The organism is Nocardia sp. NBC_00881 (genome assembly GCF_045207455.1).
Taxonomy (GTDB): Bacteria; Actinomycetota; Actinomycetes; order Mycobacteriales; family Mycobacteriaceae; genus Nocardia.
Genome location: NZ_CP108798.1, coordinates 559,176 through 585,978 on the forward strand (window position 1 = coordinate 559,176; position 26,803 = coordinate 585,978).

At 66.9% G+C, this 26,803-nt stretch carries 14 protein-coding genes; 3 read left to right on the forward strand and 11 right to left on the reverse strand.

Annotated elements, in window-relative coordinates; all coding sequences use genetic code 11:
- Positions 1 to 15: 15 nt before the first annotated feature.
- Both OH799_RS02055 and OH799_RS02060 read right to left on the reverse strand, forming a co-directional pair.
- Positions 16 to 1,179 (reverse strand): MarP family serine protease, encoded by a 1,164-nt coding sequence (locus tag OH799_RS02055; RefSeq protein WP_406274903.1) that lies wholly within the window; start codon positions 1,177 to 1,179, stop codon positions 16 to 18.
- Positions 1,180 to 1,309: 130 nt separating this feature from the next.
- Positions 1,310 to 1,516, reverse strand: a complete 207-nt coding sequence (locus OH799_RS02060; protein ID WP_406274906.1) for a HEAT repeat domain-containing protein — start codon at positions 1,514 to 1,516, stop codon at positions 1,310 to 1,312.
- A gap of 35 nt (positions 1,517 to 1,551) precedes the next feature.
- On the opposite strand from OH799_RS02060, the gene OH799_RS02065 reads away from it, so the two are divergent.
- Positions 1,552 to 2,577, forward strand: a complete 1,026-nt coding sequence (locus tag OH799_RS02065) for a transposase (RefSeq protein ID WP_406274908.1) — start codon at positions 1,552 to 1,554, stop codon at positions 2,575 to 2,577.
- A gap of 94 nt (positions 2,578 to 2,671) precedes the next feature.
- On the opposite strand, the gene OH799_RS02070 is transcribed toward OH799_RS02065, so the two are convergent.
- Complete coding sequence (locus OH799_RS02070; RefSeq protein WP_406274911.1) at positions 2,672 to 16,564, reverse strand: amino acid adenylation domain-containing protein; 13,893 nt, start codon at positions 16,562 to 16,564, stop codon at positions 2,672 to 2,674.
- A 552-nt stretch (positions 16,565 to 17,116) separates the two neighbouring features.
- On the opposite strand from OH799_RS02070, the gene OH799_RS02075 reads away from it, so the two are divergent.
- The gene (locus OH799_RS02075) at positions 17,117 to 18,319 is read left to right on the forward strand and encodes a transposase (protein WP_406274914.1); all 1,203 of its coding nucleotides are present in this window, start codon (positions 17,117 to 17,119) and stop codon (positions 18,317 to 18,319) included.
- On the forward strand, positions 18,265 to 18,516 hold the full coding sequence (locus OH799_RS02080) for a transposase (protein ID WP_406274916.1): 252 nt from the start codon (positions 18,265 to 18,267) through the stop codon (positions 18,514 to 18,516). Before OH799_RS02075 ends, OH799_RS02080 begins: the two co-directional genes overlap by 55 nt.
- Before the next feature lie 35 nt (positions 18,517 to 18,551).
- Here OH799_RS02080 and OH799_RS02085 read toward each other — a convergent pair whose 3' ends face one another.
- The 8 genes from OH799_RS02085 to cysD all read right to left on the reverse strand — a co-directional run bounded on the left by OH799_RS02085 (position 18,552) and on the right by cysD (position 26,799).
- Positions 18,552 to 19,175, reverse strand: a complete 624-nt coding sequence (locus tag OH799_RS02085) for a QsdR family transcriptional regulator (RefSeq protein WP_406274919.1) — start codon at positions 19,173 to 19,175, stop codon at positions 18,552 to 18,554.
- 42 nt (positions 19,176 to 19,217) lie between these two features.
- Positions 19,218 to 21,014 (reverse strand): acyl-CoA dehydrogenase, encoded by a 1,797-nt coding sequence (locus tag OH799_RS02090; RefSeq protein ID WP_406274922.1) that lies wholly within the window; start codon positions 21,012 to 21,014, stop codon positions 19,218 to 19,220.
- A 455-nt stretch (positions 21,015 to 21,469) separates the two neighbouring features.
- Positions 21,470 to 21,886 (reverse strand): hypothetical protein, encoded by a 417-nt coding sequence (locus OH799_RS02095; protein ID WP_406274925.1) that lies wholly within the window; start codon positions 21,884 to 21,886, stop codon positions 21,470 to 21,472.
- A 23-nt stretch (positions 21,887 to 21,909) separates the two neighbouring features.
- Entirely contained in the window at positions 21,910 to 22,623 is a 714-nt protein-coding gene (locus tag OH799_RS02100; RefSeq protein ID WP_406274928.1) for an SDR family oxidoreductase, read from the reverse strand.
- Positions 22,623 to 22,751, reverse strand: a complete 129-nt coding sequence (locus OH799_RS02105) for a hypothetical protein (protein WP_406274931.1) — start codon at positions 22,749 to 22,751, stop codon at positions 22,623 to 22,625. The genes OH799_RS02100 and OH799_RS02105 overlap by 1 nt, the downstream gene beginning before the upstream one ends.
- 254 nt (positions 22,752 to 23,005) lie before the next feature.
- Positions 23,006 to 23,698: a GPP34 family phosphoprotein gene (locus OH799_RS02110; protein WP_406274934.1), complete on the reverse strand. Its 693-nt coding sequence runs from the start codon at positions 23,696 to 23,698 to the stop codon at positions 23,006 to 23,008.
- Positions 23,699 to 24,031: 333 nt separating this feature from the next.
- Positions 24,032 to 25,867, reverse strand: coding sequence for an adenylyl-sulfate kinase (cysC, locus tag OH799_RS02115; RefSeq protein WP_406274937.1), 1,836 nt, complete (start codon positions 25,865 to 25,867; stop codon positions 24,032 to 24,034).
- Complete coding sequence (gene cysD / locus OH799_RS02120) at positions 25,867 to 26,799, reverse strand: sulfate adenylyltransferase subunit CysD (RefSeq protein WP_406274940.1); 933 nt, start codon at positions 26,797 to 26,799, stop codon at positions 25,867 to 25,869. Before cysD ends, cysC begins: the two co-directional genes overlap by 1 nt.
- Between the last annotated feature and the right edge of the window lie 4 nt (positions 26,800 to 26,803).

Sequence of the window (26,803 nt, forward strand, 5' to 3'; positions counted from 1 at the left end):
ACCGACGAGCGCCGACTACGCGGCGCAGGGACCGGTGTCGACGGGGCGATCGGAGCGCAGGCCGTCGTTCAAGCGATCGAGCACCTCCGGCAGATTGGTGGCGAATCCGACGTTGTCGTCGTTTTCGTCGACACCGAAGATGATCCCGAGCACTCGGCCGCGGGTATCGATGAGCGGACCGCCGGAGTTGCCGTGCTGGATCGAGCCGTCCACGGTGTAGATCCGGCGCTCACCGAGCCCGGTGCGGTAGATGTCGCGAACTCGGCGTATGGCTGTGCTGTGCACCCGGGTCGCAGCCGCGGTGTACGGCCCGCCCTTCGGGTAGCCGAGGGCGATCGCGTCGGCACCGGGTTCGGCGGGTTCGGGCGCGACGGTGACGGTGGGCGCCGTGAGACCAGGGACGGCCAGCACGGCGATGTCCATCGTCGGATCGAACTGCACGACGGTCGCCGTGAGCGGCCCCGCCGTGGCGTCGATGGAGACCTTGGTGGATCCCGCCACGACGTGGGCGTTGGTCAGGACCCGTTCCGGCGCTATCACGAATCCGGAACCGGATTGGCGCAGCCCGCAGGTGGGCGCGAGATCACTGATGCGAAATACGCTCCGGCGCAGCTCGGCCGGCGCCGGTCCGTCGAGAATGCTCGGATCGGGCGGCGGGAGCGGCCGGGCGAGGCCCGCGTCGACGATGGGCGTGGTGAGCGCGGCGGACAGGCCGGTCAGCCAGAACGGCGCGACATCGTCCACTGCCCGCACGATCGTCGAGTCACGCACGGTCGCCACTGAACCCAATGGTGCGGCGAACAGCCACACCACCAGCGGCACCGCGACCACATGGGCGACGATCCCGCCGACGGCGTCGGCGCGCCGGGCAGCGGAGCCGGAAACGGCCGTCCGGGCGGCGCGTCCGACCCGGTGTCCGACGGTCGCGCCGACCGCGACCAACCCGATGAGCAGAACCAGCACGAACAGCAGCCGTACGGAGCCGGGGGCGAGGTGTGTGAGCGCCGTTCCCCCGATCGTCGCACCGAGGCCAGCGCCCGCCATGACACCCGCGAAATCGAGCAGCCCCACGATCGCGCCGCGGCGCCACCCGAACGACGCGGCGGCCACCATAGCGACAAACACGGCGAGATCCAGCCAGTTCGGCAAGGTCAACGCCACACTCCCGTCGCTGATCATCGAGACACCGACAGTCGTCGTCGGTTATCTCCGTCGCCCGCGGCACCGGCGGGCTATGGTCCAGCTAGCGTGCAGCGACGGTTAAGCCGTCAATCTAACCAGGGATTCGGGCGCCGGCAACCAGGCAGCGCTAGGCGGTGACCTTATCCAGCGCCCGCCGGGCATACGCGCGAACGTCGGCCTCGGAGTCCTCGATCGCGCCGCGCAGCGCCTCCTGCGCGGCAGGGTCCGGGCGAGCCGCCAGCGACAGCACCACCGCTTTGCGCACGTCGAGATGCGGGTCGCCCAGGGCCTCGGCCAGGATCGGCACCGCGAGCTCCGGGTCTGTACCTGCCAACCCCGCGCCGCACCCACCCGGACCTGCCAGGCCGAGTGCCGCCGCGCGGCGCGCAGGGTGAGCACGTCAGCGGGCTCGGCGCCCAGTTGCGCGAGGACCAGCTGCGCACCGTGATCGGCAACCTGATCGACGCCGGGCACCACCGGCCCGACGACCCGGACATCTGGATCGTGACCGACGCCGGCTACGACGCACCCCGGTTGGCGTTCCTGCTGGCAGACCTGCCCGTCGCGGTCCTGGGACGGATGCGATCAGACCGGGTGCTGCGCCGTGCCGCGCCGCCCGGGCTGCCCGGCACCACTGGTCGCCCGCCGCGGCACGGCGGCGAGTTCGTCTTCGGCGACCCGGCTACCTGGGGCGAATCGATGACTGCCACCACGACCGAGCCCCGCCTCTACGGGCCGGTCACCGCCAGATCCTGGAATCGGCTACATCCACGACTGACCCACCGCTCGTCCTGGGGCGACCAGACCGGGCGCCTGCCGGTGCTCGAAGGCACCGTGATCCGCCTCGACGTCGACCGGCTGCCCAGCGGCGCCATCCCGAAACCGGTGTGGTTGTGGCATTCGGTCACCGATCTGGATGCCGGTGAGGTCGACCTGTTGTGGCAGGCGTTCCTGCGCCGAGTCGATATCGAGCACACATTCCGCATGCTCAAGCAAACCCTCGGCTGGACCTGCCCGAAACCACGCGACCCACACGCGGCCGACCGATGGACCTGGCTACTGATCGCCGCCTACACCCAGTTGCGCCTCGCTCGCGGCCTCGCCGCGGACCTCTGTCGTCATTGGGGGAAACCCGCTGCCCCGCAACGACTTACACCAGCACGTGTCCGACGAGGGTTTCGGCACCTACGCACACAAGCCGCCTGTCCCGCCAGTGCACCGAAACCCTCTCGGCCCGGACGCGGACGACCACCCGGTCACCGCAACCAGCACCCCGCTACGACGTGCACATCAAGACCCCCAGCAACCAGCAAGCATCGAAACCTGCCGGGTCGCGACCTCGCCGCAAAGGTTAAAACTCAAGCTAGTGTTCCGCGCCTGAAATCCGTTGGCTAACTGTAGGATCAGGCGGCGGCGCGCCCCGTACGTCCGCTACACGACCCCGGAGGAAATGACATAGTTTCGGCTCAATATGACCGCGCGGCTCCGGTCAATTCTCGAATTCGAGGTGTTCGAACAGGATTTCTTCGAATCTAACTTTCATTTTCTCCGCAGTCACGGCATCGATCACATCGGTGGCGTATTCGAGGATACCCCATAGGGATTGGGGTCGCCCTGTAGCGGACGGGACTTCGGACAGGATGAGGGAGATGTCGAAGTCGGCTGGGGTTATGGTGGCGACCGGATCCCAGTGGGCGGGGAGGCCTGAGCGTTCCAGGTCGGCTGTGGGGATGTTTTGGAATGCCAGGCGGAGACGAATGCGTGGGCGGATTCCGAGGCGGTCGGTGAGGAATTCGAAAGGGATGTCCTGATTGTCGAGGGCGGCCAGGGTGGTGCGGCAGACCCGGGCCAGCAGGTCCGGGAAGGCTGGCTCATCGGTGAGGTCGGTGCGCAGGACCAGGAAGTTGGTGAATCGGCCGATGGCGGCTTCCATTCCTGGTTCGGTGCGGCCCGCGGTGGGGGCGCAGATGGCGAGGTCGCGGCCGAGGCCGAATTCGGTGAGCATCAGCGCGTATGCTGTATGCACGACCATGTAGACGCTGGCGGCGTTGGCGTTGGCGAAGGCCTCCAGCCCTTGGTAACGATCTTCGGCCACGCCCAGGTAGACCTGGGCGGCCTGCGGGTCCGGGGCATCCGGTCGTCGTCGGAAGGCGGGGGCGGGCTCCGGCAGGTGATCGAGAGCCGTTGTCCAATAGGCAAGTTGGGTGTCGAGCGGCGGGCTGGCACCGAGACGCCGGATCAATTCGTGCTGCCAGGCCGCATGCGCGGCGTACTGGATGGGTAGGGGCTGCCAATCCGGCTGTGCGCCCAGGCCGCGAGCCCGCAGGGCGGTGGCGAAATCGTGGATGAGCGGGGCGGCCGACCAGCCATCGGCGGCGATGTGGTGCAGCATGATCAGTAGCGCACCGGAATCGCCGCTGGGGTAGAAGCGCACCCGCAATGGCACGTCGGTGCGGATGTCGAATGGCCTGGCGATATCGGTCGCGATGGCCGCCGGAATGTCGTTCGCAACCACGGTGGCGAAATCGATGGTGTCGCTGGGCAATACCCGCTGGATGCCGGGGAAGACGGTGCGCAGGATTTCGTGGCGCGCAACCAGATCGGTCATGGCGTGCCGCACGATCTGCGGGCGGGTGGGTTCGGTCATGCGCAAGGTGAAGACATACGCCCGGCCGGGGCCGCGTGTCCGGCGCTCACGGTCGTTGAGTTCGAGCAGTCGCTGCTGCGGGAAAGAGAGCGGGACGACATCAGGACGGTGGGTCCCGGCACGGGTGGGCAATCCGTTGCGTCGGATCGGCAGGGCAACGAGCGCGGCTACCGTGCGGGCCTCGAAGACCTGCTGCACGGTCAGATCCGCATCGAGCACGTCGCGGAAGCGGGCACGCAGGCGGACCGCGCCGAGCGAATCCCCGCCCATGGTGAAGAAATCGTCATCGATGCCGACTGCGGGGAGTTCGAGCACCTCGGCGAACAGGGCCGCGACGACGGACTCACGCTCGGTGCGCGGCGCTCGGCCGGTGGCGCGGGCGATGAAGTCCGGCTCGGGCAGAGCCTGAATGTCGAGCTTGCCGTTGACGGTCAGCGGCCAGGCGGTGACCGGAGTGATGGCCGCCGGGATCATGTGCTCCGGAAGATGGACGGCGATCTGCCGATACAGCTGCGCCGGATTGAGGTCGCCGGTGTGCCGGACATAGGCGAGCAGCCGGTTGTCGCGGGTGATCACTTTCGCCTCGTCGATGCCATCGACCGCGGCGAGAACGGCTCCGATCTCGCCCAATTCGATGCGAAATCCACGCAATTGCACTTGCTGATCGGCGCGGCCGAGGTACTCGAGCCCGGCACGCCAGCGGCCGAGATCACCGGATCGGTACATCCGGGATCCCGGCGGACCGCACGGGTTGGCGATGAAGCGGGTGGCGGTCAGCCCGGGCCGGTTGCGGTAGCCGCGCGCGACTTGCGTTCCAGCCACATACATTTCACCCGTGACGTCCGTCGGTACCGGCCGTAACCGGCTGTCGAGAACGTGTACGCCGAATCCGGGAAGGCCCCCTCCGATGGCGCTGGCCGAGGATTCCCGCGTCTCGCCGTTCAGTTCTCCGAACGTCACGTGCACGGTGGTTTCGGTAATGCCGTACATATTCACCAGGCGCGGGTTGTCGGCGGTGTGGCGGTTGTACCAGTCGTTCAGTACGCCGGAAACCAGTGCCTCGCCGCCCAACACCACATACCGCAGGGGGAGTGGGCGATCGGGACCGGCCTCGCGGTCGGCTTCGATCACTTGCCGGAAAGCGGAGGGGGTTTGGCTCAGCATCGTGACGCGCTCACGAATCAACAGGTCACGGAACATATCCGGCGAGCGCGAGGTGATGTGGTCGACGATCACCGCGGTCCCGCCGGTGGATAGCGCGCCCCACAGCTCCCACACCGCGAAATCAAAAGCGAAGGAATGGAATACGGTCCATACGTCCGCGCTGCCGACGTCGAACAGCGGGAGGGCGTTCGCGAACAGGTGCACGACGTTGCGATTGGTAACGGCGACACCTTTGGGAGTGCCGGTGGAACCGGAGGTGTAGATGACGTAGGCGAGGTCGTCCGGGTGCGCGACCGGGCCGGAGAACGCGAAGTCCGCGGTGCTGTCCATAAATTCGACGAGCACGACCGGGATATCGCCAACAGGCAGTTCGGTACGGAGCCGGTCGGCGGTGAGCACACAGCACGGCGCGGCGTCGGCCAGCACGAATTCGATCCTGCCCGTGGGGTAGGCCGGGTCGATGGGCAGGTAGGCGGCACCCGCCCGCAGTACCGCCAGCAGCGCGATCGGCATATCCGCGGTGCGTTCGAGCGCCACGGCCACCAGGGATCCCGGGCCGATTCCCCGCTGGGCCAGGCGGTGTGCCACGCCGTCGGCTCGCCGTGAGAGTTCGGCGTAGGTCAGCGTGGCTGCTCCGGCACGGACTGCGACCTTGTCCGGATGCATGCGGCACCGCGCGTCGACGAGCTCGACGAGCGTGGTGTCCTGCCCCTGCACGCCGGGACGGCTCGATTGCCGGAGCAGCGCTTCGCGTTCGCCTTCGAGAAACAGGTCGATTTCACCGACCGCAATGGCGGAGTCCGCGGCGATGCTGGTCAGCACTCGAAGCAGCCGGTCGCCGATGCGGCGGACGGTCTGTTCGTCGAAAAGGTCGCGCGAATACGAGACTGCCATGGGCAGCGCACCCGCGGCGGTGTGGTCGACCGTGACAGTGAGGTCGAATTTCTCGGTCGGGTTGGGTACGTCGAGAATGGCTGCCCGGACACCGGGCAGTTCCATATCGGTCCGCGGCAAATTCTGAAAGGCCAAGGCGATCTGGAACAACGGCGACCGTGCCGAGATGCGCTGCGGCGCGAGCGCGTCCACCACATCGTCGAAGGGCACATCCGCGTGCGCGAAAGCGGCGGCGTCGGCGTCTCGCTGCCGAAGTAGCAGCGTGGCAACAAACTCGGATGGATCGAAGCGCGTCCGCAACACCAGCGTGTTGACGAACATCCCGATCAGGTCGTCGATTTCGGCTTCGCCGCGTCCCGCGACGGGCGCTCCGATCGCCACGTCCGTGCTGCCCGACAACCGGGCCAGCAGGACCGCGAGCCCGGTGTGGACGACCATGAACAGGGTCGCGCGATGTGCCTTGGCGACGGCGCGCAACCCGTGCGCGGTCGCCGCGTCGATGGTCAATCGAACCGTGCCGCCTGCGTAGGAGGGCCGCCGCGGGCGAGCGCGATCGGCGGGGAAGGTGGATTCCACCGGCAGCTCGGCCAGTTCGCCACGCCAGAAGTCCAACTGGGCGGCGACCGGTGAATTCGGATCGGCAGCGCTGCCCAGCAGCTCGCGATGCCACCGGGCGTAGTCGGCGAACTGCACCGGCAGCGGACTCCACCCCGGCTCGGTGCCCGCCGTCCGCGCGGCGTAGGCGAGCATGAAGTCCCGCGTGAGTGGTCCCATCGACCAGCCGTCCGCGCTGATGTGATGCACCACGAAGACCAGCACGTATTCGGCATCCGCCGCCAGTTCCAGTACGGCAATCCGCAACGGCACCGCGGCGGTGACGTCGAATCCGGTCGCGGCGAGCTCGGCAATGCGGCCGTGCAACGCTTCCGTCGCCACCGGTTCCGGCTCGACCACGACCTGTACCGCAGGCAGGATCTCCTGCCGCGCGTGACCGTCCCCCTCCGGGTAGCGGGTGCGCAGCACTTCGTGCCGAGTCACTACATCGGACACCGCCGACCGCAGCGCGGGCAGGTCCAGGGTGCCGGTGAGGCGGATGGCGACGGGGATGTTGTAGGCGGCCGCGGTCGGGTCCATCCGGTTGAGCAGCCAGATTCGCTGCTGTGCGGGTGACAGCGGGATCGGATCCGGGCGCGGGCCCGCGATCAGCGCCGGACGCGAGTGCGCCCCGGCGTACCGCGCCACCTGTTCCGCGAGTCCCGCCGCCGTCGATGCCTCGAACAGCAGGCGAACCGGAAGTCGCGTGCCCGATACGGCGCCGAGACGGGCCATCACCTGCGTCGCGATCAGCGAGTTGCCGCCGAGAGCGAAGAAGTCGTCGTCCGCGCCGACCTGCCCGGCGGCGAGGACCTCGGCGAAGACCGAGGCGATGAGCTGCTCAGAGGAACTCGACGGCTCCCGGTACGCGGTCGCGGCGAATTCGGGCTCTGGCAGGGCGTTTCGATCCAGTTTGCCGACCGGGGTCAGCGGCAGCTCGTCGAGCACGACGACCGCCGCGGGCACCATATGCGACGGCAGCCTCCGTGCGGCGAAGGCGATGAGTGCGGCGGGGTCGGGCGACCGGTCCGGCCTGGCGCGCACGTAGGAGACCAGGACGGTGGCGCCGGAGTCGCGCTCGCGACCGAGTGTGACGGCGAACTCGATGTCCTCGTGAGCGCCGAGGACGGCGTCGATCTCGCCGAGCTCGATCCGGAACCCGCGGATCTTCACCTGGAAGTCCGCGCGGCCGACATAGTCGAGCTGCCAGTCCGTGGTCGCCAGCGCGTCTTTTCCGGTCTGGTGGTCCGGATTCGCGTACCACCGGACGAGGTCACCGGTGCGATACATCCGCGCACCCGGCGCCCACGGATTCGCGACGAACCGCTCCGCGCTCAGGCCCGGTCGATTCCAGTAGCCGCGCGCCAAGGCCGCACCTGCCAAATACAGCTCACCGGTCACACCCGGCGGTACCGGCCGCAGCCGATCGTCGAGCACGTATACGGCGACGCCCCGGACCGCTCCGCCGATGGTGATGTGCTGCCCGGCAGTCAATGTCGCGAAGGTGGAGATGATCGTCGTCTCCGTCGGGCCGTATCCGTTGATAAAGCGGCGACCCGGCTGCCAGGACCCGAGCAGTTGCGGCGTGGTGACATCGCCGCCAACGGACAGTGTTTTCAGATCCGTCAGCCCGTCGGGATCCAGTGTGCCGAGCACCGCGGGCGTGAGGATCGCATGCGTCACTTCCTCGGCGCGCAGTAGCGCGCCCAACTCGTCGCCGCCGATGACTTCCGGCGGCGTGATCACCAGGGTCGCGCCGACCGCGAACGCGCACATCCATTCCAGCACCGACGGATCGAAACTCGGCGAGCAGATGTGCAGCATGCGATGGTCAGGTCCGAGCCGGTACAGGTCGACGGCCTGTTCTAGCAGGCCACCCAGCCCCGCATGGGTGACGGCGACACCCTTCGGCAGTCCGGTCGATCCGGAGGTGTAGATCACATACGTCACCTGGGAATCGGAGAGCGGGCCGAGACGATCCGCATCGGTCACCGGATCCGGCGACCGATCCGCCAGCGACGTCGTGGTCGAGGGGGTGTCCACAACGAGCCAGTCGACCGCGTCGGGTAGCGCGCCCGCGAACTCGCGGGTCGTAATACCGAGCACCGCACCGGAATCCGTCAACATATGCCGCACTCGATCGGCCGGATGGCCCGGGTCCACCGGAACGTAGGCCGCACCCGTTTTGGCCACCGCGAGGACGGCGGCCACCATCTCGTACGAACGCGGCAGCGCCACCGCGACAAGCTTCTCCGGGCCGACGCCGTCATCGATCAACAACCGCGCCAACCGCGACGAGTACGCGTCCAGCGCACCGTAGGTCACCGAACGACCGGCGTCGCGCACCGCGAGGCGATGCTCGCCATGAGCGAGGCCGCGTGTCAGCAGATCGGGCAGCAATCCGCCGAGCCCGCTGTCGACCGGGGGGTGCGTCAGCCGTTCGTATTCCGGGCGGGACAGCAGCTCCGCATCACCCACCGGCAGGTCCGGCCGCTCGGTGATTGTCTCCAGCAGCCGGGCGAAGCGCTGCGCGAAGACCGATACCGTGCTGTCGTCGAACAGATCGCGCGCGAATCCGAAGACTGCACGCAACCCGGCGGGATCCCCGTTCGCTGCGAACTGTTCCCGAATGCTCAGTGCCAGATCGAATTTCGCGGGTTCCTCGTCCGGCTCCAGCAGTTCGAGGGTCAGACCGGGCAGCTCGATGGCGGCGTCGGTGAAGTCTTGCAGCGTCAGCATCACCTGGAACAGCGGATGCCGACCGGGGGAGCGGGGTGGGTCGAGGTCATCGACCAGCCATTCGAACGGCAGGTCCGCATGCGCGAAGGCCGCAAGGTCGGCCTCCCGGGTGCTGCTCAGCAGGTCCGCGAAACCGGCGGCCGAGCGCACCCGCGTCCGTAGGACGAGCGTGTTGACGAACATGCCGATCAGATCGTCGAGTTCCGCGTCGCCGCGACCGGCGACCGGGGTGCCGATGGCGATGTCGTCGGTGCCGGATACGCGCGACAGAAACGCCGCGAAGGCGGCATGCAACACCATGAACAGTGTCGCGTCATGGCCGTGCGCGAGGCGCAGCAGCGCGGCGTGGGTGGGTGCGGGAATGCCGAAATCTACTCGCCCTCCGACGAAGGACCGGGCAGCGGGCCGGGGCCGGGCACCGGGCAGGTCGAGTTGGTCCGGCAGTCCGTCCAGAGCACGCCGCCAGTACGACAGCTGCTGTCCAGCACGCGATTCCGGATCCTCGCCGACGCCGAGCAGCGTACGCTGCCGCAGCGCGAAGTCCGCGTATTGCACCGGCAGCGCGGTCCAGCGCGGCTCCTGCCCGTTGCCGCGGGCGGCGTAGGCGCGCATGAGGTCGCGGCTGAGCGGGCCGAACGACCAGCCGTCCATGCCGATGTGGTGCGCCACCAGGACCAAAATGTATTCGTCACCGCGCAGTCGCAGTAACCGGGTACGCAGCGGGGGCTGAGTGGTGACGTCGAAACCGGCGGAGCCGATCCGGCGCAGTTCGTCGCGCACTCGATCGGGGTCGATCGGGACGGGCGACAGGTCGATGCGCACCTCGTGTGGACCGAGGACCCGTTGCACCGGCTCCGTGGTGTGCCCATCGGGCTGCGGATACACCGTGCGCAGCACCTCGTGCCGTGCGATGACATCGGCGACGGCCAGGCGCAGGGCGAGGATATCCAGGTCACCCCGCAGGCGCAGAGCGACCGGGATGTTGTAGGCGGCCGATCCGGTGTCGAACTGGTTGAGCAGCCACATGCGCTGCTGCGCGAACGACAGCGGCACGTGCTGCGGCCGCTCACGCGCGACCAGCGCGGGGTGCTCCGGCTGATCCGCCGCCCCAGTGAGCGCGGCTGCCAGCGCGGAGACCGTTGGTGCGTCGAAGACCAACCGCACCGAAGCCCGCTTGCCCAGTGCGGTTTCGAGCCGGGCGGCTACCCGGGTCGCGCTCAGCGAGTTGCCGCCGAGCGCGAAGAAGTCGTCGTCGGCGCCGACTCGCTCGCTACCGAGTACCTCGGCGAACACCGCGGCGACGGTCCGTTCGAGCGGCGTCGACGGTCCGCGATAGGTCGGTGCACCGAACTCGGGTTCCGGCAGTGCTTTTCGATCGAGCTTTCCACTGGCGTTGAGCGGCATGGAGTCCAGGAATACGACGGCGTCCGGAATCATGTACGACGGCAACGCCTTACGCGCCTGCGCCTGGAGCGTGTACTCGTCCACCTCCACGCCCGGCTGGCGGACGACATGGGCGACCAGCCGGGCACTGAGCTTCCCGTTGACCACGCTCACCGCGGCGCGGGACACACCTTCGTGTGCGCGGAGCACTGCCTCGATCTCACCGGGTTCGATGCGCTGACCACGCAGTTTGACCTGGAAATCGGTGCGGCCGAGGTATTCGAGCACACCGGGCATGCCGTCGGCGCCGAGCGTCCAGCGGACCACGTCACCGGTGCGGTACAGGCGCGCGCCGCCCGCGTGGGCGATGAATCGCTGGGCGGTCGGCCCGGAAGCGCCGAAGTACCCGCGGGCGAGTTGAACGCCTTCGAGATAGAGTTCGCCTGCCGCGCCCACCGGGACCGGTCGCAGGTGGCGATCCAGCACGTGCACCCGAGTATTGGCGACAGGTGTGCCGATGGGAATCGTCGCGGCCGAAAGGTCCTCCGCGACAGCGGCTGTCACGACGGTGGCTTCCGCAGGGCCATACCAGTTGACGAGCGTCGCATGCGGGATGGCCGCAGCGAACCGCGCCGCCGTCTCGGTCGGCAGCGCCTCGCCCGCGGCGAAGACCCACCGCAACGATTCCTGCCCGGATCCCGCCGCCGTGACCGTCTCCAGGAAGGCATCGAGCATCGACGGCACGAAATGCACTGTGCCGATGGCGTAGTCATCGATCGTTCTGGACAGATAACCGGGATCGCGATGACCGTCCAGATCGGCAATGACCAGGGCAGCGCCGGTCTGCAACGGCCAGAATAATTCCCACGCGGAGATGTCGAAGGTGATGGGCGTCTTGTGCAGTACGCGATCACCGGGGCGGTGCGGATAGGTGTGCTGCGCCCAGCGGAACTGATGGACGAGTTGCCGGTGGGTGAGCACTACGCCCTTCGGCCGCCCCGTCGACCCGGAGGTGTGGATGACGTATGCGGCGTTGTCCGCCCGCACGACGGGAAGTGACTCGTGCCTGTCCGATTCGATGACGTCGGTCCGGAGGACCGCTACGTTCGCAGCCGTCGTGAAATCGTCTGCCGCCGTGGTCAATACGCACACCGGTGCCGTACTCGCCAGCACGTGCCCGATGCGCTCGGCCGGGTGATCGGGATCGATCGGCACCGCGGCACCGCCCGCCCGCAGCACCGCATACAGCGCGACCACCAGATTGACGCCGCGCCGCATCGCGACCGCCACCGGTTTTTCCGGACGCACGCCCCGGGCGACCAACACCCGCGCCAGCCGCCGCGACCGCGCATCGAGCTCGGCATAACTCAGTGTGGTGGACCCGTGGATCACTGCCGGTGCATCCCCGGACCGCGCCAGTTGCGCGTCGAACAATGTCAGCAGCGTCGAATTGTCCAATAGTTCGGACACTTCGGTCGCATTGCGGGCCGTCAGTGCCGCGCGCTCGGCCTGGACAACCGCGTCGATGCTCGCCGGGCGTGCCTGCGGCTCGGCAACCAGACGGCCGATCAGCATCGATAACCGCTCGGCCAGCGCAGCCGCGACCGGATCACCGACCAACTCACGCCGGTACCGGATCGATACCCGCAGTCGACTGCCCAAGCCGACCAGCACGGTCAGCGGGTAATGCGTGTCGGTGATCGCCGCGACTCCGGTGACCCGTAGTCCGCCGGGCACGGTGGCCTGTAGCGCCACATCGGCGGGGGCGGCCTCGAACACCAGCAACGAGTCGAACAGCGTCTCCACACCAGCAATGCGCTGTATCTCGCTCAACCCGAGATGATGATGCTCCAGCAGCGCAGCCTGCTCGGACTGCAATCTCCGCAGCAGCTCGGCCACGGTGTCCGCCCCAGTCAGGCGCACGCGCACCGGAATCGTATTGATGAAGGACCCGACCATGTCCTCGACACCAGCCAGCTGCGCCGGCCGCCCCGACACCGTCGCACCGAATACGATGTCGTCGCGGTCCACGGTGCGCCCGATCAGCAACCCCCACGCTGTCTGCACAACGGTGTTGACGGTGACCCTGCCCCCGAGCGCCGCACGTCGCAGCCGCTCGGTGTCGGCGTCTGTCAGCTCGAATCCCACTTCGCCCATGCCACCGGTAGCGCCGGAACTGCTGTGCGTACCGTGTCGAGCCAGTAGCGTCGGTTCGGCGAATCCCGCCAATGCGGATCGCCACGCGTTTTCGGCATCCGATGTTTCCTGCGCCGCGAGCCACGCCAGATAGTCGTTGTATGGCCGGGAGGGCGGCAAGTCTCGGCCGTCGCCTCCGAACGCATACAGCGCCAACAACTCTCGCGCCAGCAGTAACAGCGACCAGCCGTCGATCAGGATGTGGTGTCCGGTCACCAGCAGTCGGTGCCGGTCGATCGATCTGAGCAGCGTGACCTGGAGGAGCGGGGCGATACGCATATCGAAGTGGTTCGCCGGATCGGCTGCCATGACCGAGTCGAAGTCGGCATCCGGGTCGAGATCGATTACCTGCCAGGGCACTCGAATATCCGCGAGTACAACCTGAACCGGAGTGCCCGTGCTGTCCTCGGTGAAGGCGACGCGAAGATTCGGATGGCGGTCAAGGACCCGCTGCGCCGCCGTGCGCAGGCGGCTTGCATCCACTTGTCCGTCCAGATCCAGGGCGAACCGCATCATGTAGGCGTCTGATTCGGCGAGTAGCGCATGGAACAACATGCCCGACTGCATCGGGGTCAGCGGCCAGACCTCGACCATGTTCGGGTAGCGACGAGCCAGCTCGGTGGTGTCGGACGGAAGAAGTGCGGGCGGGTTCGCGATGTGGTCGGAAGAATCGTCGATACTGCTCGTGAATTGGGCCAGCTGCTGCACGGTGCGGTGCTCGAAGAGGGCTCTGGGCGTGAGCCGCATACCGCGCTCCGCGGCGCGGACGACTGCCCGGATGGCCTGGATGCTGTCTCCGCCGAGGGCGAAAAAGTCGTCATCTCGGCCGATCCGGTCGAATCCGGTCACTTCGGTGAACACCTCGGCGATGGCCGCTTCCATCGGCGTCCCAGGAGCGCGGAAGTCCGGGCGCGTGAAGACCGGTTTCGGCAGGGCGGCGCGATCCAGTTTGCCGCTCGCGTTCAGTGGCAGCGCGTCCAGTTCGACGATGAGCGATGGAATCATGGCGGCGGGCAGCGTGTTCGCCAGTTTTGCGAGCAACGCGTCGTGATCCGGCCTGACCCCGTGGGCTGGCACAATGTAGGCGACCAGCCGATCGCCGAGCTCCGATGGCACGACCACCGCCGCTGCCCGGCCGACGCTCGGCTCGGCCAGCAGGGCGAATTCGATCTCACCCGGTTCGATTCGCTGGCCGCGCAGCTTCACCTGGAAGTCGGTGCGGCCGAGGTATTCGAGGACGCCGGTGCCGTCGATCTCGCGCCAGACGACCAGATCACCGGTGCGGTACAGGCGGTCCCCAGCGCCGAACGGGTTGGCGACGAATCGATCCGAGGTCAGGTCTGGGCGGCCGATATAGCCGCGAGCCAGCTGGACACCTGCGAGATACAGTTCGCCTGCGACGCCGACGGGAGCGGGACGTAGTCGCGAATCCAGCACGTAGACACGGGTATTCCAGGCCGGGCGGCCTATCGGCACGGTGGAGACGGTCGGGTCGGTCGGCCAGTGCGTAGCGCTGACGGTGACTTCGGTGGGGCCGTACAGGTTGTGCAGCTCGGCCGTGCTCAGCGTTCGAAATGCCGCCACGGTGTGCGGGGAAAGCGCTTCACCGATGGCGAAGACGTGGCGCAGGGTTCGGCATTGCTCGATCGTGGCCACCGTGTGGAAGACATCGAGCACGGACGGGACGAAGTCGGTGACGGTGACTTTGTGCTCGGCGATCAACGCCGCCAGGCGCATCGGATTCTGATAGTCCGCCGAGGAGGCCAGCACCATTCGCGCGCCGGTCAGCAGCGGCAGGAAGGAACCCCACAGTGACACATCGAAGGTTGTGGGTGTCTTGTGCAGCCAGACATCCGCGGCGTTCAGGTCGTAGGTGCCGAGGATCCAGAGCAATTGATTGGTCAGCCCCGCGTGGGTGACCGCAACGCCCTTGGGTTTGCCCGACGAACCGGAGGTGTAGATGACATAGGTAGTGTTGCTGCCGCGCAATGGCATTCGTAGCTCGTCGGTCACCGGTGTGCTCGCATATCCGGATAGGTCGAGGATGTCGACCTCGATGCGGTCGACGGCCGACGGCAAATCCACGCGGTCGGCCGAATCGGTGAGCACAGCGACCGGATTCGCGCCGCGCAGCACATGCGCGGTGCGCTCGGCCGGGTGATCGGGATCGATCGGGACCCACGCGCCCCCGGCCCGCAACACCGCGTGCATGGCGACCACCGCATGCAGTGAGCGCCGCATGCACAGTGCGACAAAGGATTCCGGTCCGACGCCGATCGCGATCAAATGGCGGGCGAGCCGGTTTGTGCGTTCGGTCAGCTCGGCATACGTGAGCGAAGCCCCGTCGCACTCCACCGCGATCGAGTTCGGCGTGCGGGCCGCCCGCGCATCCAGCAAGGCGGGCAGCAGGACCTCGGGTACGTCGAAATCGGTGGTGTTCCACTGGACGACCACCCGCGCGGCTTCGTCGGCTACGGTGAGCGGCACCGCCCACACCGGGTCGTCGCCGCTCGATGCGATGAATCGCTGTAGGAATCCGAGAAACCGGCTGTGCTGGCGGTGCGCGTCCTCGTCCGAGTACACATTCGGATTGGTCTCGAAAACCACCCGGTGCCGTTGCTGTTCGGCCGCCCGATAGATGCTCACCACCAGGTCGTCGACGGCGCCAGTGGACAACACATGCACCTGTCCGACGACTGCGCCGAGCCTGATGCCGCCGTCCAGCGGGGAAACATTGATCCGCGGCCCGAAGCCGCGGGCGGGGCGTCCCGACTCCGCGAGATCGCGGCGAATGTCCTCGGCACGGTAGCGCTGATGCCGCAGCGCCCCGCTCACCGCGACCTGCACCTCGCGCAGCAAATCCGACACCGTCGTGGTGTGCGTAACACGCAAGCACAGCGGCACCACATTGGCCACCATGCCCGCGCAGCGGCGCAGCAGCGCAGTCGTGCGGGCGGCGACGGGCAGGCTCAACGTCACCTGGGGCGTGCCCGTGACCTGCGCCGAGTAGGCAGCGAAGGCCGCGATGCACAGCACCGAATCCGAGGTCTCCAGCCGTGCGGCCGCCGCGTCGAGGCCGGAGTCCGTCGGCAGGTCGGCTCCGATGATGCCGCTGACCGGCGCGGGTGGGGCGGTCCGCCCGGTGAGCCCACTGCCCTCCCGGTACGCCGTGAGCCGGTCGAGCCAATAGTTCCGGTCGGTGTCGAAGCGGGTGCTGCCTCGGTAGGCGAGGTCGTATTCGACCAGGGCATCGAGTTCGTCGCTCGCCACCGTCTCGCGCGGTTCCCCCGCGATGGCTGCCGAATACAGTGCCGCCGTCCGCGTCAGCAGATTCATCGCACCGAATCCATCCATGACGATGTGATGCGCCCGGACGAACCAGAACCACCGCGTCTCATCGAGCCGCAGCACCGCCATGCTCACCAGCCGGTCGGTCAGCACATCCAGTACATGCCCGGTCGCCCGCCGCATCCATGCCCGGGCGGCCGCTTCCGGATCGACCGCGGCCCGAAAGTCGACGTATTCGAGCTCATCGTCGGGCCGCGGCTGCACCACTTGCCAGATCCGGCCGCCGTCCTCCTCGAACCGCACGAATCCGGAGCCCAGCTCGACACCCGCGGCAATGGCGGCCTCCCGCAACAACCGCCGATCCAGCTCGCCGTCGAGATCCACGTAGGAGGTGATATTCATCGGCACGGCGGGATCCAGCTGACAGGCATGCCACACATCGACTTGCGCCGCGGTCAACGGCATCCTCTTCCGCATGCTGCCCCATCACCTTCCCTCGAACGCACACCAGCCGGGGAAGAACGCATGCAGCCCAAAAAGGCGTCACCGCTCAGACATTGGAACCGGACTTCCCCCGGGCGAGGCGACAACGGCCACGCGTGGTGAATACATTTCTGACAGTACTGACCACCCCAAGGGAGGACACGCCCCATAATGTGGGGTCCTGCGTACCCGTAACAGTGGTGCGGGCGGCGGCGATCCCGTCAGGCTGGAAGATGGCCGGATGCCAGCGGGAGTGCTATTGAGCCGGTCTTGTTCGCCACGTACACCGGCACTGGCAGGATTACGGCTGTGGGCATGGTGTATTGGGCTGGGATCGGCATAACCGTGCTGGCGTGCGTGATGACGCTCATCCGCGTTTAGCGAAATGCCGAGTGGAGCCGCGGGTTTCGGATGTTGGTGACGAATTGACGACTCGGGTCACTAGCGTGACTCTGTCGGTGATCTTGGAATTCGGCACACGTAGCAGTTGATGGGCTGCCACACTGCGAGGCGCGAAAAGCATTGCGTCCTCGAAGGAATAGGTGAATGTCACTCGGATCTGGACTGGCCAAGACGGTTCCGCCGCTGACTGTGCGGGTGGCCCGCGCCAGTAATCCCCGGGGCACCACGGCGATGTGGATACGCGACCGGCTCGAAAATCTGTGGAGCAACGATTATTTCGCCGATTGGTATCCACGCGATGGGCGGCCGGGTCTGTCCCCGGCCCAGCTGGCCACCGTGTGCGTGGTGCAGTACGTGCTGGACGTGTCCGACCGGCAGGTGGCCGAGGCCGTGCGCTGCCGCATCGACTTCAAGTACGCGCTCGGCTTGGAGTTGGACGACCCTGGTTTCCACCACAGCGTGCTGAGCGATTTCCGCGACCGGCTCGCCGAAGGCGACCGCGCCGACCGCTTGCTCGATCTTGCTCTGGCCCGGCTCACCGACGCCGGACTGGTGTGCGAGCGCGCCACCCAGCGCACCGATTCCACCCACGTGTTGGCCGCGGTACGCGACCTGACCCGGCTCGAGCTGATCACCGGGGCTGTGCGCGCCGCACTCGAAGAACTCGCCCGTACTGCCCCGCACATCCTGACCGGCCTTGTTGACGAGGAATGGGGACGCCGCTACGGCCGCCCAGTGCGCCTGGGCCGCAACCCCACCCGCCCCAAGACCAGGATCCTCGCCGCCGGCGAGGACGCCTATCGGATGTTCGAGCATTTGCGACAGCACGGGCCGAACTATCTGTCCGGCCCCCAGGTCCTGCGACAGATCGTCCTGCAGAACTACCACCACGACGACAAGGGCCGCCTTCGCTGGCGGACCGACGACGGCGGTCTGCCACCGTCGGCAGTGGCGATCGTTTCTCCCAACGACATCCAGGCCCGCTACGCGCGCCGAGGACAGGTCACCAGGTGGAAGGGGTTCTTGGTCCACCTGACCGAGACATGCGCGGCCCAGGGCACCAACGTGATTACCGACGTGGCCACGGCCCCGGCAACCGCCCACGACTCCACGTCCCTGGCCGGGATCCATTCCCGGCTGCAGCGTCGTGGCCTGCTGCCTGACGAGCACCTGGTCGACGGCGGCTACACCTCGGTGGTCCATATGGAGCGGGCCGCCCGCGAGAACTCCTCGACCTGCAAGTATGAGCCCGGGCCGAGCAACAGGACACCGCCTGGCGGCAGCGGTATGCCGTGTGTTCCGGAATCGAGGGCACCGTCTGCGAATTCGCGAACGGGCACGGCATGAGGCAATGCCGCTACCGCGGCGAGGGCAAGGCCCATGTCCAGCATGTACTCACCGCCATCGCCGTGAACGTCGAACGACTCAGCAGGCAATCACCGTCACTGCCACTACGTCCGTCTCGATCGCCGACGGCCTTCCAGGACTTCCTGGATCGGCACGGGCTCTCACGGCCGCTTTCCTGGCGGGCAGTCAGCCACTGACCGCTCTCGCAAACAAGATCACCGACAGAGTCGAGCTAGCGGCTGGGTCGCGGGGCGATGGCCTCAGGGATGCCGAGCAGTGCCGCCTGCACCTCGTGCAGTCGATCGATGTCGCCGCGAATGCCGGCGACGTTGTCGTTGTAGAGGAACGCCTCGCCGAGCCGGACCAACGCATAGGCCAACAGTGCCGGTTCTATGGGCGGAAGGTAGCCGTCCTCCCGCTCGGCGCGGGCGATCAGCGCCCGGACGGTGGTGACGACCAGCGGCTGCACCGGTCCGTCGCTAGCGGTCAGGATGCGCAGACCCGACAGCGGCTCGTTTTCGAAGTAGCGGCGAAACGGTTCGTTGTCGGCCATCCAGCGGTTGACCCGGTATAGCACGTCCAGGATGCGCCGGGCGCCGGTGGAGCGGCGGCGCGCGTCCGCGCGGGTGAGCAGCGCCTCGAATTCACCGGCGAGGACCGTGCCGAGCACGCCGTCGCGGGAGCCGAACCAACGGTAGATCGAGGCGCGGCTGAGCCCGAGTTGCCCGGCGATCGCCTGGATATCCACGCGTTCGCCGGACAGGAATGCCTGCCGGGCGAGCTCGATGACCTGTTCCCTGGTCGCCGAGGCCGGTCGGCCGGGAGGTCGGGTGGTCGGCTGGCTGGAATCGGTCACCGGGGAATGGTACATCGTACGAATTCTGTATCGAACTGGTGCTCAGAACCATTCGTCCCGCATCCGCAGGGTAGTCGTGTCCAGACGGGCGAGCAGGTCCAGTGCTGGTGCGGTCTTGGGCAATTCGAAGCCATAGAAGAAACGCGCCGCATGCCGCTTCCCCTCGTAGAAATCGCCGGAACGGTCGGCGGCGGCGAGGAACTGCTCGAGCCAGATCCAGGCCAGCACGATGTGCCCGAACGTCTCCAGGTATACCGAACTGTTGGCCAGTGCGGCCTCGATGTCGCCGGATGCGAACAGTCTCGTGGTCACCTCGACCAGCCGCTGCCACGCCGAATCCAGCTGGGCGGCAAGCTCGCCCGCCTCGCTGCCCGCGGCGCCGGCGGCTTCGATAGTGGCGCCGATCCGCTCGCCGAGTGCGAGCAAGCTGGCGCCGCCTTGTTGGGTTACCTTGCGCCCCAGTAGATCCAGGCCCTGGATACCGTGTGTGCCCTCATGGATCGGGTTGAGCCGGTTGTCCCGGTAGTGCTGCTCGACGTTGTACTCGCGGGTGTAACCGTAGCCGCCGAGCACCTGGATGGCGAGGTTGTTTGCCTCCAGGCACCACTGCGAGGGCCAGCTCTTGGCGATCGGCGTGAGGATGTCCAGCAGGAGGGTAACCGCGCGGCGGTCCTCCTCGGTGTGCGCGGTGTGCTGTTCGTCGACCAGTCGCGCACAGTAGAGCACCAGCGCCAGGGCGCCTTCCGCGTACGCCTTCTGTGCCAAGAGCATTCGCTTCACATCGGTGTGCTCGATGATCGGCCGCTGCGGCGCGGCGGGATCGGCGGGTAGTTTAGCCCGTCCCTGCGTGCGGGTTCGCGCGTAGTCGAGCGACTCGAGGTAGCCGGTGTAGCCGAGCGCGGTGGCGACCAGGCCGACGCCGATCCGCGCCTCGTTCATCATGTGGAACATGTAGCTCAGCCCGCGATGCGGCTCGCCGATCAGGTAACCGATGGCGCCTGGCGCGTCGCCGGGTGTCCAGCGGCCCTCGCCGAAGTTCAGCACGGTGTTCACCGTGCCGCGGAAGCCCATCTTGTGGTTGATCCCGGCCAGTGCGACGTCGTTGCGCTCGCCGATCGCGCCATCGTCGCCGACCAGGAACCGGGGTACCACGAACAGCGAGATGCCCTTGGTGCCCGCGGGCCCGCCGGGGATCTTCGCGAGTACCAGGTGCACGATGTTCTCGCCGAGTTCGTGATCACCGCCGGAGATCCACATCTTGGTGCCGAACAGCCGATAGGTGCCATCGTCCTGCGGCTCGGCACGGGTGACGATGTCGGCGAGCGACGAACCCGCCTGCGGCTCCGAGAGGCACATCGTGCCGAAGAACCGTCCGGCCAACATGGGCCGGACGAACTTCTCGACATACTCCGGACCGCCATGGGCGACAAGCAGATTCGCGTTGGCCGCGGTAAGGAACGGGTAGCCCGCGGTGCCCGGGTTGGCCGCCTGGAACCAGGCGTAGCCCGCCTGTGCGACGGTCGCCGGCAGTTGCGCGCCGCCGAGCTCATGATCCATTGTGGCCGAAGGCATTCCAGATTTGGCGAACGCGGCGAGTGCCTGGCCCACCTCGGGGATGATGGTGACGCGTTCGCCGTCGAAGGTCGGCTCGTTGGCGTCGTTGAGTTTGTTGTGCGGCGCGAAGTACTTGGTGGCCAGCTGTTCGCTGAGGTCCAGCACGGCGTCGAAGGTCTCCCGCGAGTGCTCGGTGTACCGTTCGCGTTTGGTGAGCTCCTCGACGTCCAGCCACTCGTAGAGCAGGAAATCGAGATCACGCCGGGACAGCAAGGTCGACCGCATCAGCCCGTCCTTTCGAGACATCTTCTACTCACTGTATCTTAGGGTGGCGCGATCGGATCGCCGGCCATGGCATCACGCCGTTCGAGCCAGCAGGCCGTGCGGTCGCGGCGGCTTCGGTGCGGGTGGCCACGCTCGGCTCGGCGGAGGATGCGCGAGATATGCACCCTGCGGTGTTTGCCGCTGATGAACAGCTCGGTCGCGATTTTACGATTACTCAGTTCTTGGCGACCAGTCGAAGCACGTCCTGTTCCCGGGGGGTCCGGCTGGAAGTGCTCCGCACGGTCGGCCGGGCGGGGCGACCGGCGGGTTCATCGCGGGTGATCCCGGCGCGGTCCGCCAGCTGCCTGGCGCGTTCGGCGGTGTGTCCTGCTGATTTGTTCGCAGGCTTGAACGCTGCCCGCAGTGGGCCGCAGCGCGATTGCCCGATCTGGTCAGCGGCGCGATGACGGTCGCGATCATCGCTGCGGTGTGTCGCCCAATGGTCGGACCCATCGGCGCAGTGCGTCGATGGTTGTTTCGGGCGAGGTGTTGAAGCAGAGTTGGATACCGGGTGCGGCAGCGCCCAGTACGTTGATGATTCGTTCGAACAACAGGGTGTATTCCGGCAGAGTGCGTATGCCTGCGCCGACCATGGCCAGCGCGAACGAGTCGGCCGCCAGCTGGCCGCGGATTGTCGATTCGGCCTCGTCCGGCGACGTGCCGATCAGACAAGACACCGCGTCGAATCCCGCTTCGTCGATGGCCCGGTTTCCGGCTTCGATCCGTTGTGTGAAGGTCGCTTCGTCGAGACCCGGGAAGCGGCTGTAGTCCACGGTGGTCGGGTGCAGCCCGATCATGAGGATGCGATTTTTCGTTGTCGCCGAGTTGGCCATCTCTGCTCTCCTCAAATCGATCGTTACCACGCGACGGCGCCGTTGTCGTCTACGAAAGTGCCTGTAGGACCGTCGGTGTCGAGGGTCGCCAAACGCACGGCGATCTCGGCGCCTTGCTCGACGGTGCGGATTCCGCTGTGCTGGTTTAGGTCGGTCGCGACGTAGCCGGGACAGACAGCGTTGACTTTGATCCTGTCCGCGCGTAGGTGATTGGCGTACAGGAGCGTAACCGCGTTCAGCGCGGTCTTCGACGAAGAATAGGCCAGGTGCGACAGGTCCAGCCCGGGGCTGTTCGGGCCGGCGTGCAACGCCAGGGAGCCCATGGTGCTGGACATATTGACGATCCGAGCGGTCGGTGCGCGCCGCAGCAACGGCAGCAGCGCGTTGGTCACCGTGACCACCCCGAAGACGTTGGTCTCGTAGAGGCGGCGCATTTCCTCGGCTGTGTGCCCGGCTCCCGCAGCGACACCGGCGTTGTTGACCAGCACATCGAGTCGGCCGTACTCCGCACCGATTCGGCGCGCCACAGCGGCGGCAGAGTCCGTATCGGTGACGTCCAGCACAGCGAACCGCACCTCGGCTCCACCAGCTGCCAGTTCGGCGACAGCCGATCTGCCGCGCGGTTCGTCGCGTGCCGTCGCCAGCACCGTCATCCCCATCGCGGCCAGCCTGCGCGCGATCTCCCGTCCCAACCCCTTGTTGGTGCCCGTGACCAGTGCAATCTCTTTTTCTCTCATCACAGGTCCACGCGAACGTCGCCGGGCAGCAGGGCGATGCCCGGGCCGACCCGTTCGGTGTTGCGCTGGTAGCCGACAACAGCCGGATCGCGCTCAGCCTTGGATCTCGGGGCTTTCCAACCGGGCATAGAACGATAACCTCCACCACTCGACTGTATTTGTAATCAAAGATAATTTGAAGACAAAGGTATGTCAACGGAAGGTGGCCGGCACTCGACGAAGTGTCCGCACATGCTATGGCCCGAACTACGCGCGGATAGTCGCGCCAAGCCATCGCGCCAGGGCAGCTCGCGATCTGGACGCGCCCCAATGTGGCCCAAACGTACTGTGCGCGGAGCGATCAGTGTCGGATTGCGACGATGCTCTCGGCTCGCGGCAGCGGTCAGTTGCTGGTGACGGCTGAGGTTGTGCTGACGATGATGGCGATGGTAACGGCTTGGACTTGCTGAACGGCCTTGCGTACTGCCGGTCCGCCCCATTCGCTGTCGCTGATCTGTTTGCCGCGTCGCTTGACGGTTCGCTTGTCGATGTCGGGGAGGAGCTTAGGCAATAGATCGATGGCGTGCAGGATCGAGATCAGCGCCGCAGTACGGTCGTCGATCTCGCGGTCGTCGACGATGACGCCACGGACTCGTTGGAGGATCTCGGCTTCGAAGGCTGGGTTCGCTTGCATCCACACAGTGGTCGGGAAGACGCCGAGTACTTTGCTTTTGGCCTCGGTGAGATAGCCGGCGGCGGCGAGATCTTTCAGTAGCGCTTCCTGGAGATTCCTTGCGCGACTGTGCCAACCGCCGAACCCCGCAACCTTGCCGATGGCGTCCTTGGGTTTGCGGCTGTCTGCGAGGGCGACGAGCTTCGCCAGCCGCTGGTCAGGCGGCTGCCTGTCGGTGGCGACAAGCCTGCCCGGTTTGTGATCGGGGTCGCCCTGTTCGGTCAGCCGAAGGGCACCCTCGAGGGTGAGCTCAACAATGGCGGCGCCGGCTACGGCGGCGTCCATCCTGGTGCTGTCCACCGACTTTCTGCCGGTGTCGTCATCCAGGGCGAGCAGCAGAAATTCTTCGGCCAGCGTCAGCATCGGGCCTCCTTCTCCAGGATCTGGTCGTTCTAGTCTCTTCTGAGAACCCGGGCTGTCGCCGTGGACTCCGAGATTCGAGTGAACTCCTCGTAGCGCAGCGATTGCTGAAATCGTCGCTGTACCAGGAGTTCCTGTGTCATCATCGCTTATCTCCGCATGCCCGTGGTGTCCGACCCGTAACGGCGCGCCCGGGTCACCGGGTAAGGGGATACGCGTCGTCGACGACCGCCCGACCGGTTGGTAGCGGTTGTCCGCTCTGGACTGCAAAACCGCGAACAGTTCTGGCGACGCCCATGGCTGGTACACCGTCTGCCCCGTTCGACGTGCGTGGGTTCAGTCCAGCCGGGCCAGCCTTGCGAGGATCGTCGTGGCCATCGCCGCGGGATCGCCGTGGTCAGGCCGCAGGACGAGTTCGGCATCCGTCGGCGCTTCATAGGGATCGTCGATGCCGGTGAAGCCACGGATCTCGCCCGCACGGGCCTTGGCGTACATGCCCTTGGGGTCGCGGGCTTCGCATACCTCGAGCGGGGTGTCGACGAATACCTCGACGAACGGAATTCCTGCCGCCTGATGCGCCGCCCGAGCGCGGTCGCGATCGACCCGATAAGGGCTGATCAGTGAAACGACCGCCACCACACCGGCTTCGGCGAACAGTCTGGCGACTTCGCCGACGCGCCGAACGTTTTCCCTCCGATCGTCCGCGCTGAACCCGAGGTCCGAGTTGAGTCCGTGACGCAGGTTGTCGCCGTCGAGAAGGAACGCCGGACGGCCCGCCGCCACCAATTTGCGCTCCAACTCCACTGCGACCGTGGACTTTCCGGAGCCGGAAAGGCCCGTCAGCCAGACCGTCAGGCCCCGCGTGGCGCGCTCGTCGCGTTCGACCGCCGTGGAGTGCCAGACCACCCGGGAGGATGGCAGGCTCGGACCGGTGATCATGCCCGCTGCGACGGTGTTGTTGGTGGCGTCGTCTACCAGGATGAAGCTGCCGGTGGCGCGGTTGCGGCGATACGGGTCGAACAGCAGCGGTTGGCGCGTCCGCAGCTGGACACGCCCGATCTCGTTGAGTGACAACGACTCCGCGTCCTCGTCGCGATGCAGCGTGTTCACATCGAGTCGGTAGTCCAGGGTACGGATCGCGGCGGTGGCCGTGCGGGTGGTGTGCCGGATCGTGTAGGTCGCGCCAGGAGTGAGCTGGGCGTCATCGGCGAACCAGCACACCATGGCGTCGAGGTCGCGGCCGGCGTGCGGCCGGTTGTTCGGGCGGCAGATCAGGTCACCGCGGGAGATGTCGAGCTCGTCGGCGAGCTGGATGGTGACCGCCTGCGGTGGAAAGGCTTCCGTGACCGGAACGCCGCCCGGCCCCCAGATCGCCTCGACGGTGGTGGTGAATCCCGAAGGCAACACCGCGACTTCGTCGCCCGGCTTGAATACCCCGCTGGCCACGGTTCCGGCGTAACCGCGGAAATCCTGGGCGTGCCTGCGCGTCACGTACTGCACCGGGAATCGGGCGTCGATCAGGTTGCGGTCCGAGGCGATGTGCACCTCTTCGAGATGGTGCAGCAGGGGGGTGCCCTCGTACCACGGCATGCTCGCGCCACGGTGCACGATGTTGTCGCCGTGCAACGCCGACACCGGGACGAAAGTCAGGTCCGAAACGTCGAGTTTGGAGGCGAACCGCGCGAATTCCGCACGGATCTCCTCGTACCGCTCTTGCGACCAGCCGACCAGGTCCATCTTGTTCACGCACAGCACCAGGTGTGGGATGCCGAGCAGGCTTGCGAGAAACGCGTGGCGGCGGGTCTGTTCCACCACGCCCTTGCGGGCATCCACCAGGATCAACGCGAGATCCGCTGTAGACGCGCCGGTCACCATGTTGCGGGTGTACTGGATGTGCCCCGGGGTGTCGGCGATGATGAATTTCCGTCTCGGCGTGGCGAAATAGCGATGCGCAACATCGATGGTGATGCCCTGTTCACGTTCGGCGCGCAGGCCGTCGGTGAGCAGGGCAAGGTCGGGGTAGTCGTCGCCGCGGTCGCGGCTGGTGCGTTCCACCGCGGCGAGCTGGTCGGTGAAGATGGTCTTGGAGTCGAAGAGCAGACGACCGATCAGGGTCGACTTGCCGTCGTCGACGCTGCCCGCGGTAGCCAAGCGCAATAGTGTGGTCGTCATCAGAAGTAGCCTTCTCGCTTGCGGTCTTCCATGCCTGCTTCGGAAATGCGGTCGTCGGCGCGGGTGGCGCCGCGTTCGGTGACGCGTGCTGCGGCGACCTCGGTCACCACCTCCGCCGGGGTCACCGCGGTGGATTCGACGCAGCCGGTGCAGGTCGCGTCGCCGACGGTGCGGAATCGAACGGTGGCGTCGTAGGGCTGCTCGCCTTCGAGGAGTTCGAGAAAACGGGTGTGCGCCAACAGCATTCCGTCGCGTTGCACCACCGTCCTGCGGTGCGCGTAGTAGAGCGGAGGGAGCTCGATACCCTCGGCGGCGATGTAGCTCCAGATGTCCAGCTCGGTCCAGTTCGACAGCGGGAACACCCGGATGTGCTCGCCCGTCCGGTGCCTGCCGTTGTACAGGTTCCACAGCTCGGGGCGCTGGCTGCGTGGTTCCCATTGGCCGTATTCGTCGCGGAAGCTGAACACCCGCTCCTTGGCGCGGGCCTTCTCCTCGTCGCGGCGGGCACCGCCGAACACCGCGTCGAACGATCCCTCCTGGATCGAACGCAGCAATGTCGTGGTCTGCAGCCGATTGCGGGAGGTGCGCGGGCCGGTCTCCTCGATCACCCGTCCCGCGTCGATGTCGTCCTGCACTCGCCCGACCGTCAGGCGCAGTCCCAGCCGCGCCACCGTCTCGTCGCGGTAGGCGATCACCTCGTCGAAGTTGTGGCCGGTGTCGATATGCAGCACCGGGAACGGCAGCGGCGCAGGCCAGAAGGCCTTGGCCGCCAGATGCAGCATCACCACCGAATCCTTGCCGCCGGAGAACAGCAACACCGGACGTTCGAACGTCGCTGCGACTTCACGGAATATATGCGCCGACTCCGCCTCGAGCGCGTCCAGATGGGGCAGCTCGTAGGTGCTCGCCGTCGACTTCGCGTACTGGCTCACACCG

Excerpts from the sequence above, each read along its gene's own strand:
- OH799_RS02055 (WP_406274903.1), bottom strand. The coding sequence starts at position 1,179 with ATGATCAGCGACGGGAGTGTGGCGTTGACCTTGCCGAACTGGCTGGAT.
- OH799_RS02070 (WP_406274911.1), bottom strand. The coding sequence starts at position 16,564 with ATGCGGAAGAGGATGCCGTTGACCGCGGCGCAAGTCGATGTGTGGCAT.
- OH799_RS02075 (WP_406274914.1), top strand. The coding sequence starts at position 17,117 with ATGTCACTCGGATCTGGACTGGCCAAGACGGTTCCGCCGCTGACTGTG.
- OH799_RS02090 (WP_406274922.1), bottom strand. The coding sequence starts at position 21,014 with ATGCGGTCGACCTTGCTGTCCCGGCGTGATCTCGATTTCCTGCTCTAC.
- OH799_RS02095 (WP_406274925.1), bottom strand. The coding sequence starts at position 21,886 with ATGGCCAACTCGGCGACAACGAAAAATCGCATCCTCATGATCGGGCTG.
- OH799_RS02100 (WP_406274928.1), bottom strand. The coding sequence starts at position 22,623 with ATGAGAGAAAAAGAGATTGCACTGGTCACGGGCACCAACAAGGGGTTG.
- OH799_RS02105 (WP_406274931.1), bottom strand. The coding sequence starts at position 22,751 with ATGCCCGGTTGGAAAGCCCCGAGATCCAAGGCTGAGCGCGATCCGGCT.
- OH799_RS02110 (WP_406274934.1), bottom strand. The coding sequence starts at position 23,698 with ATGCTGACGCTGGCCGAAGAATTTCTGCTGCTCGCCCTGGATGACGAC.
- cysC (WP_406274937.1), bottom strand. The coding sequence starts at position 25,867 with ATGACGACCACACTATTGCGCTTGGCTACCGCGGGCAGCGTCGACGAC.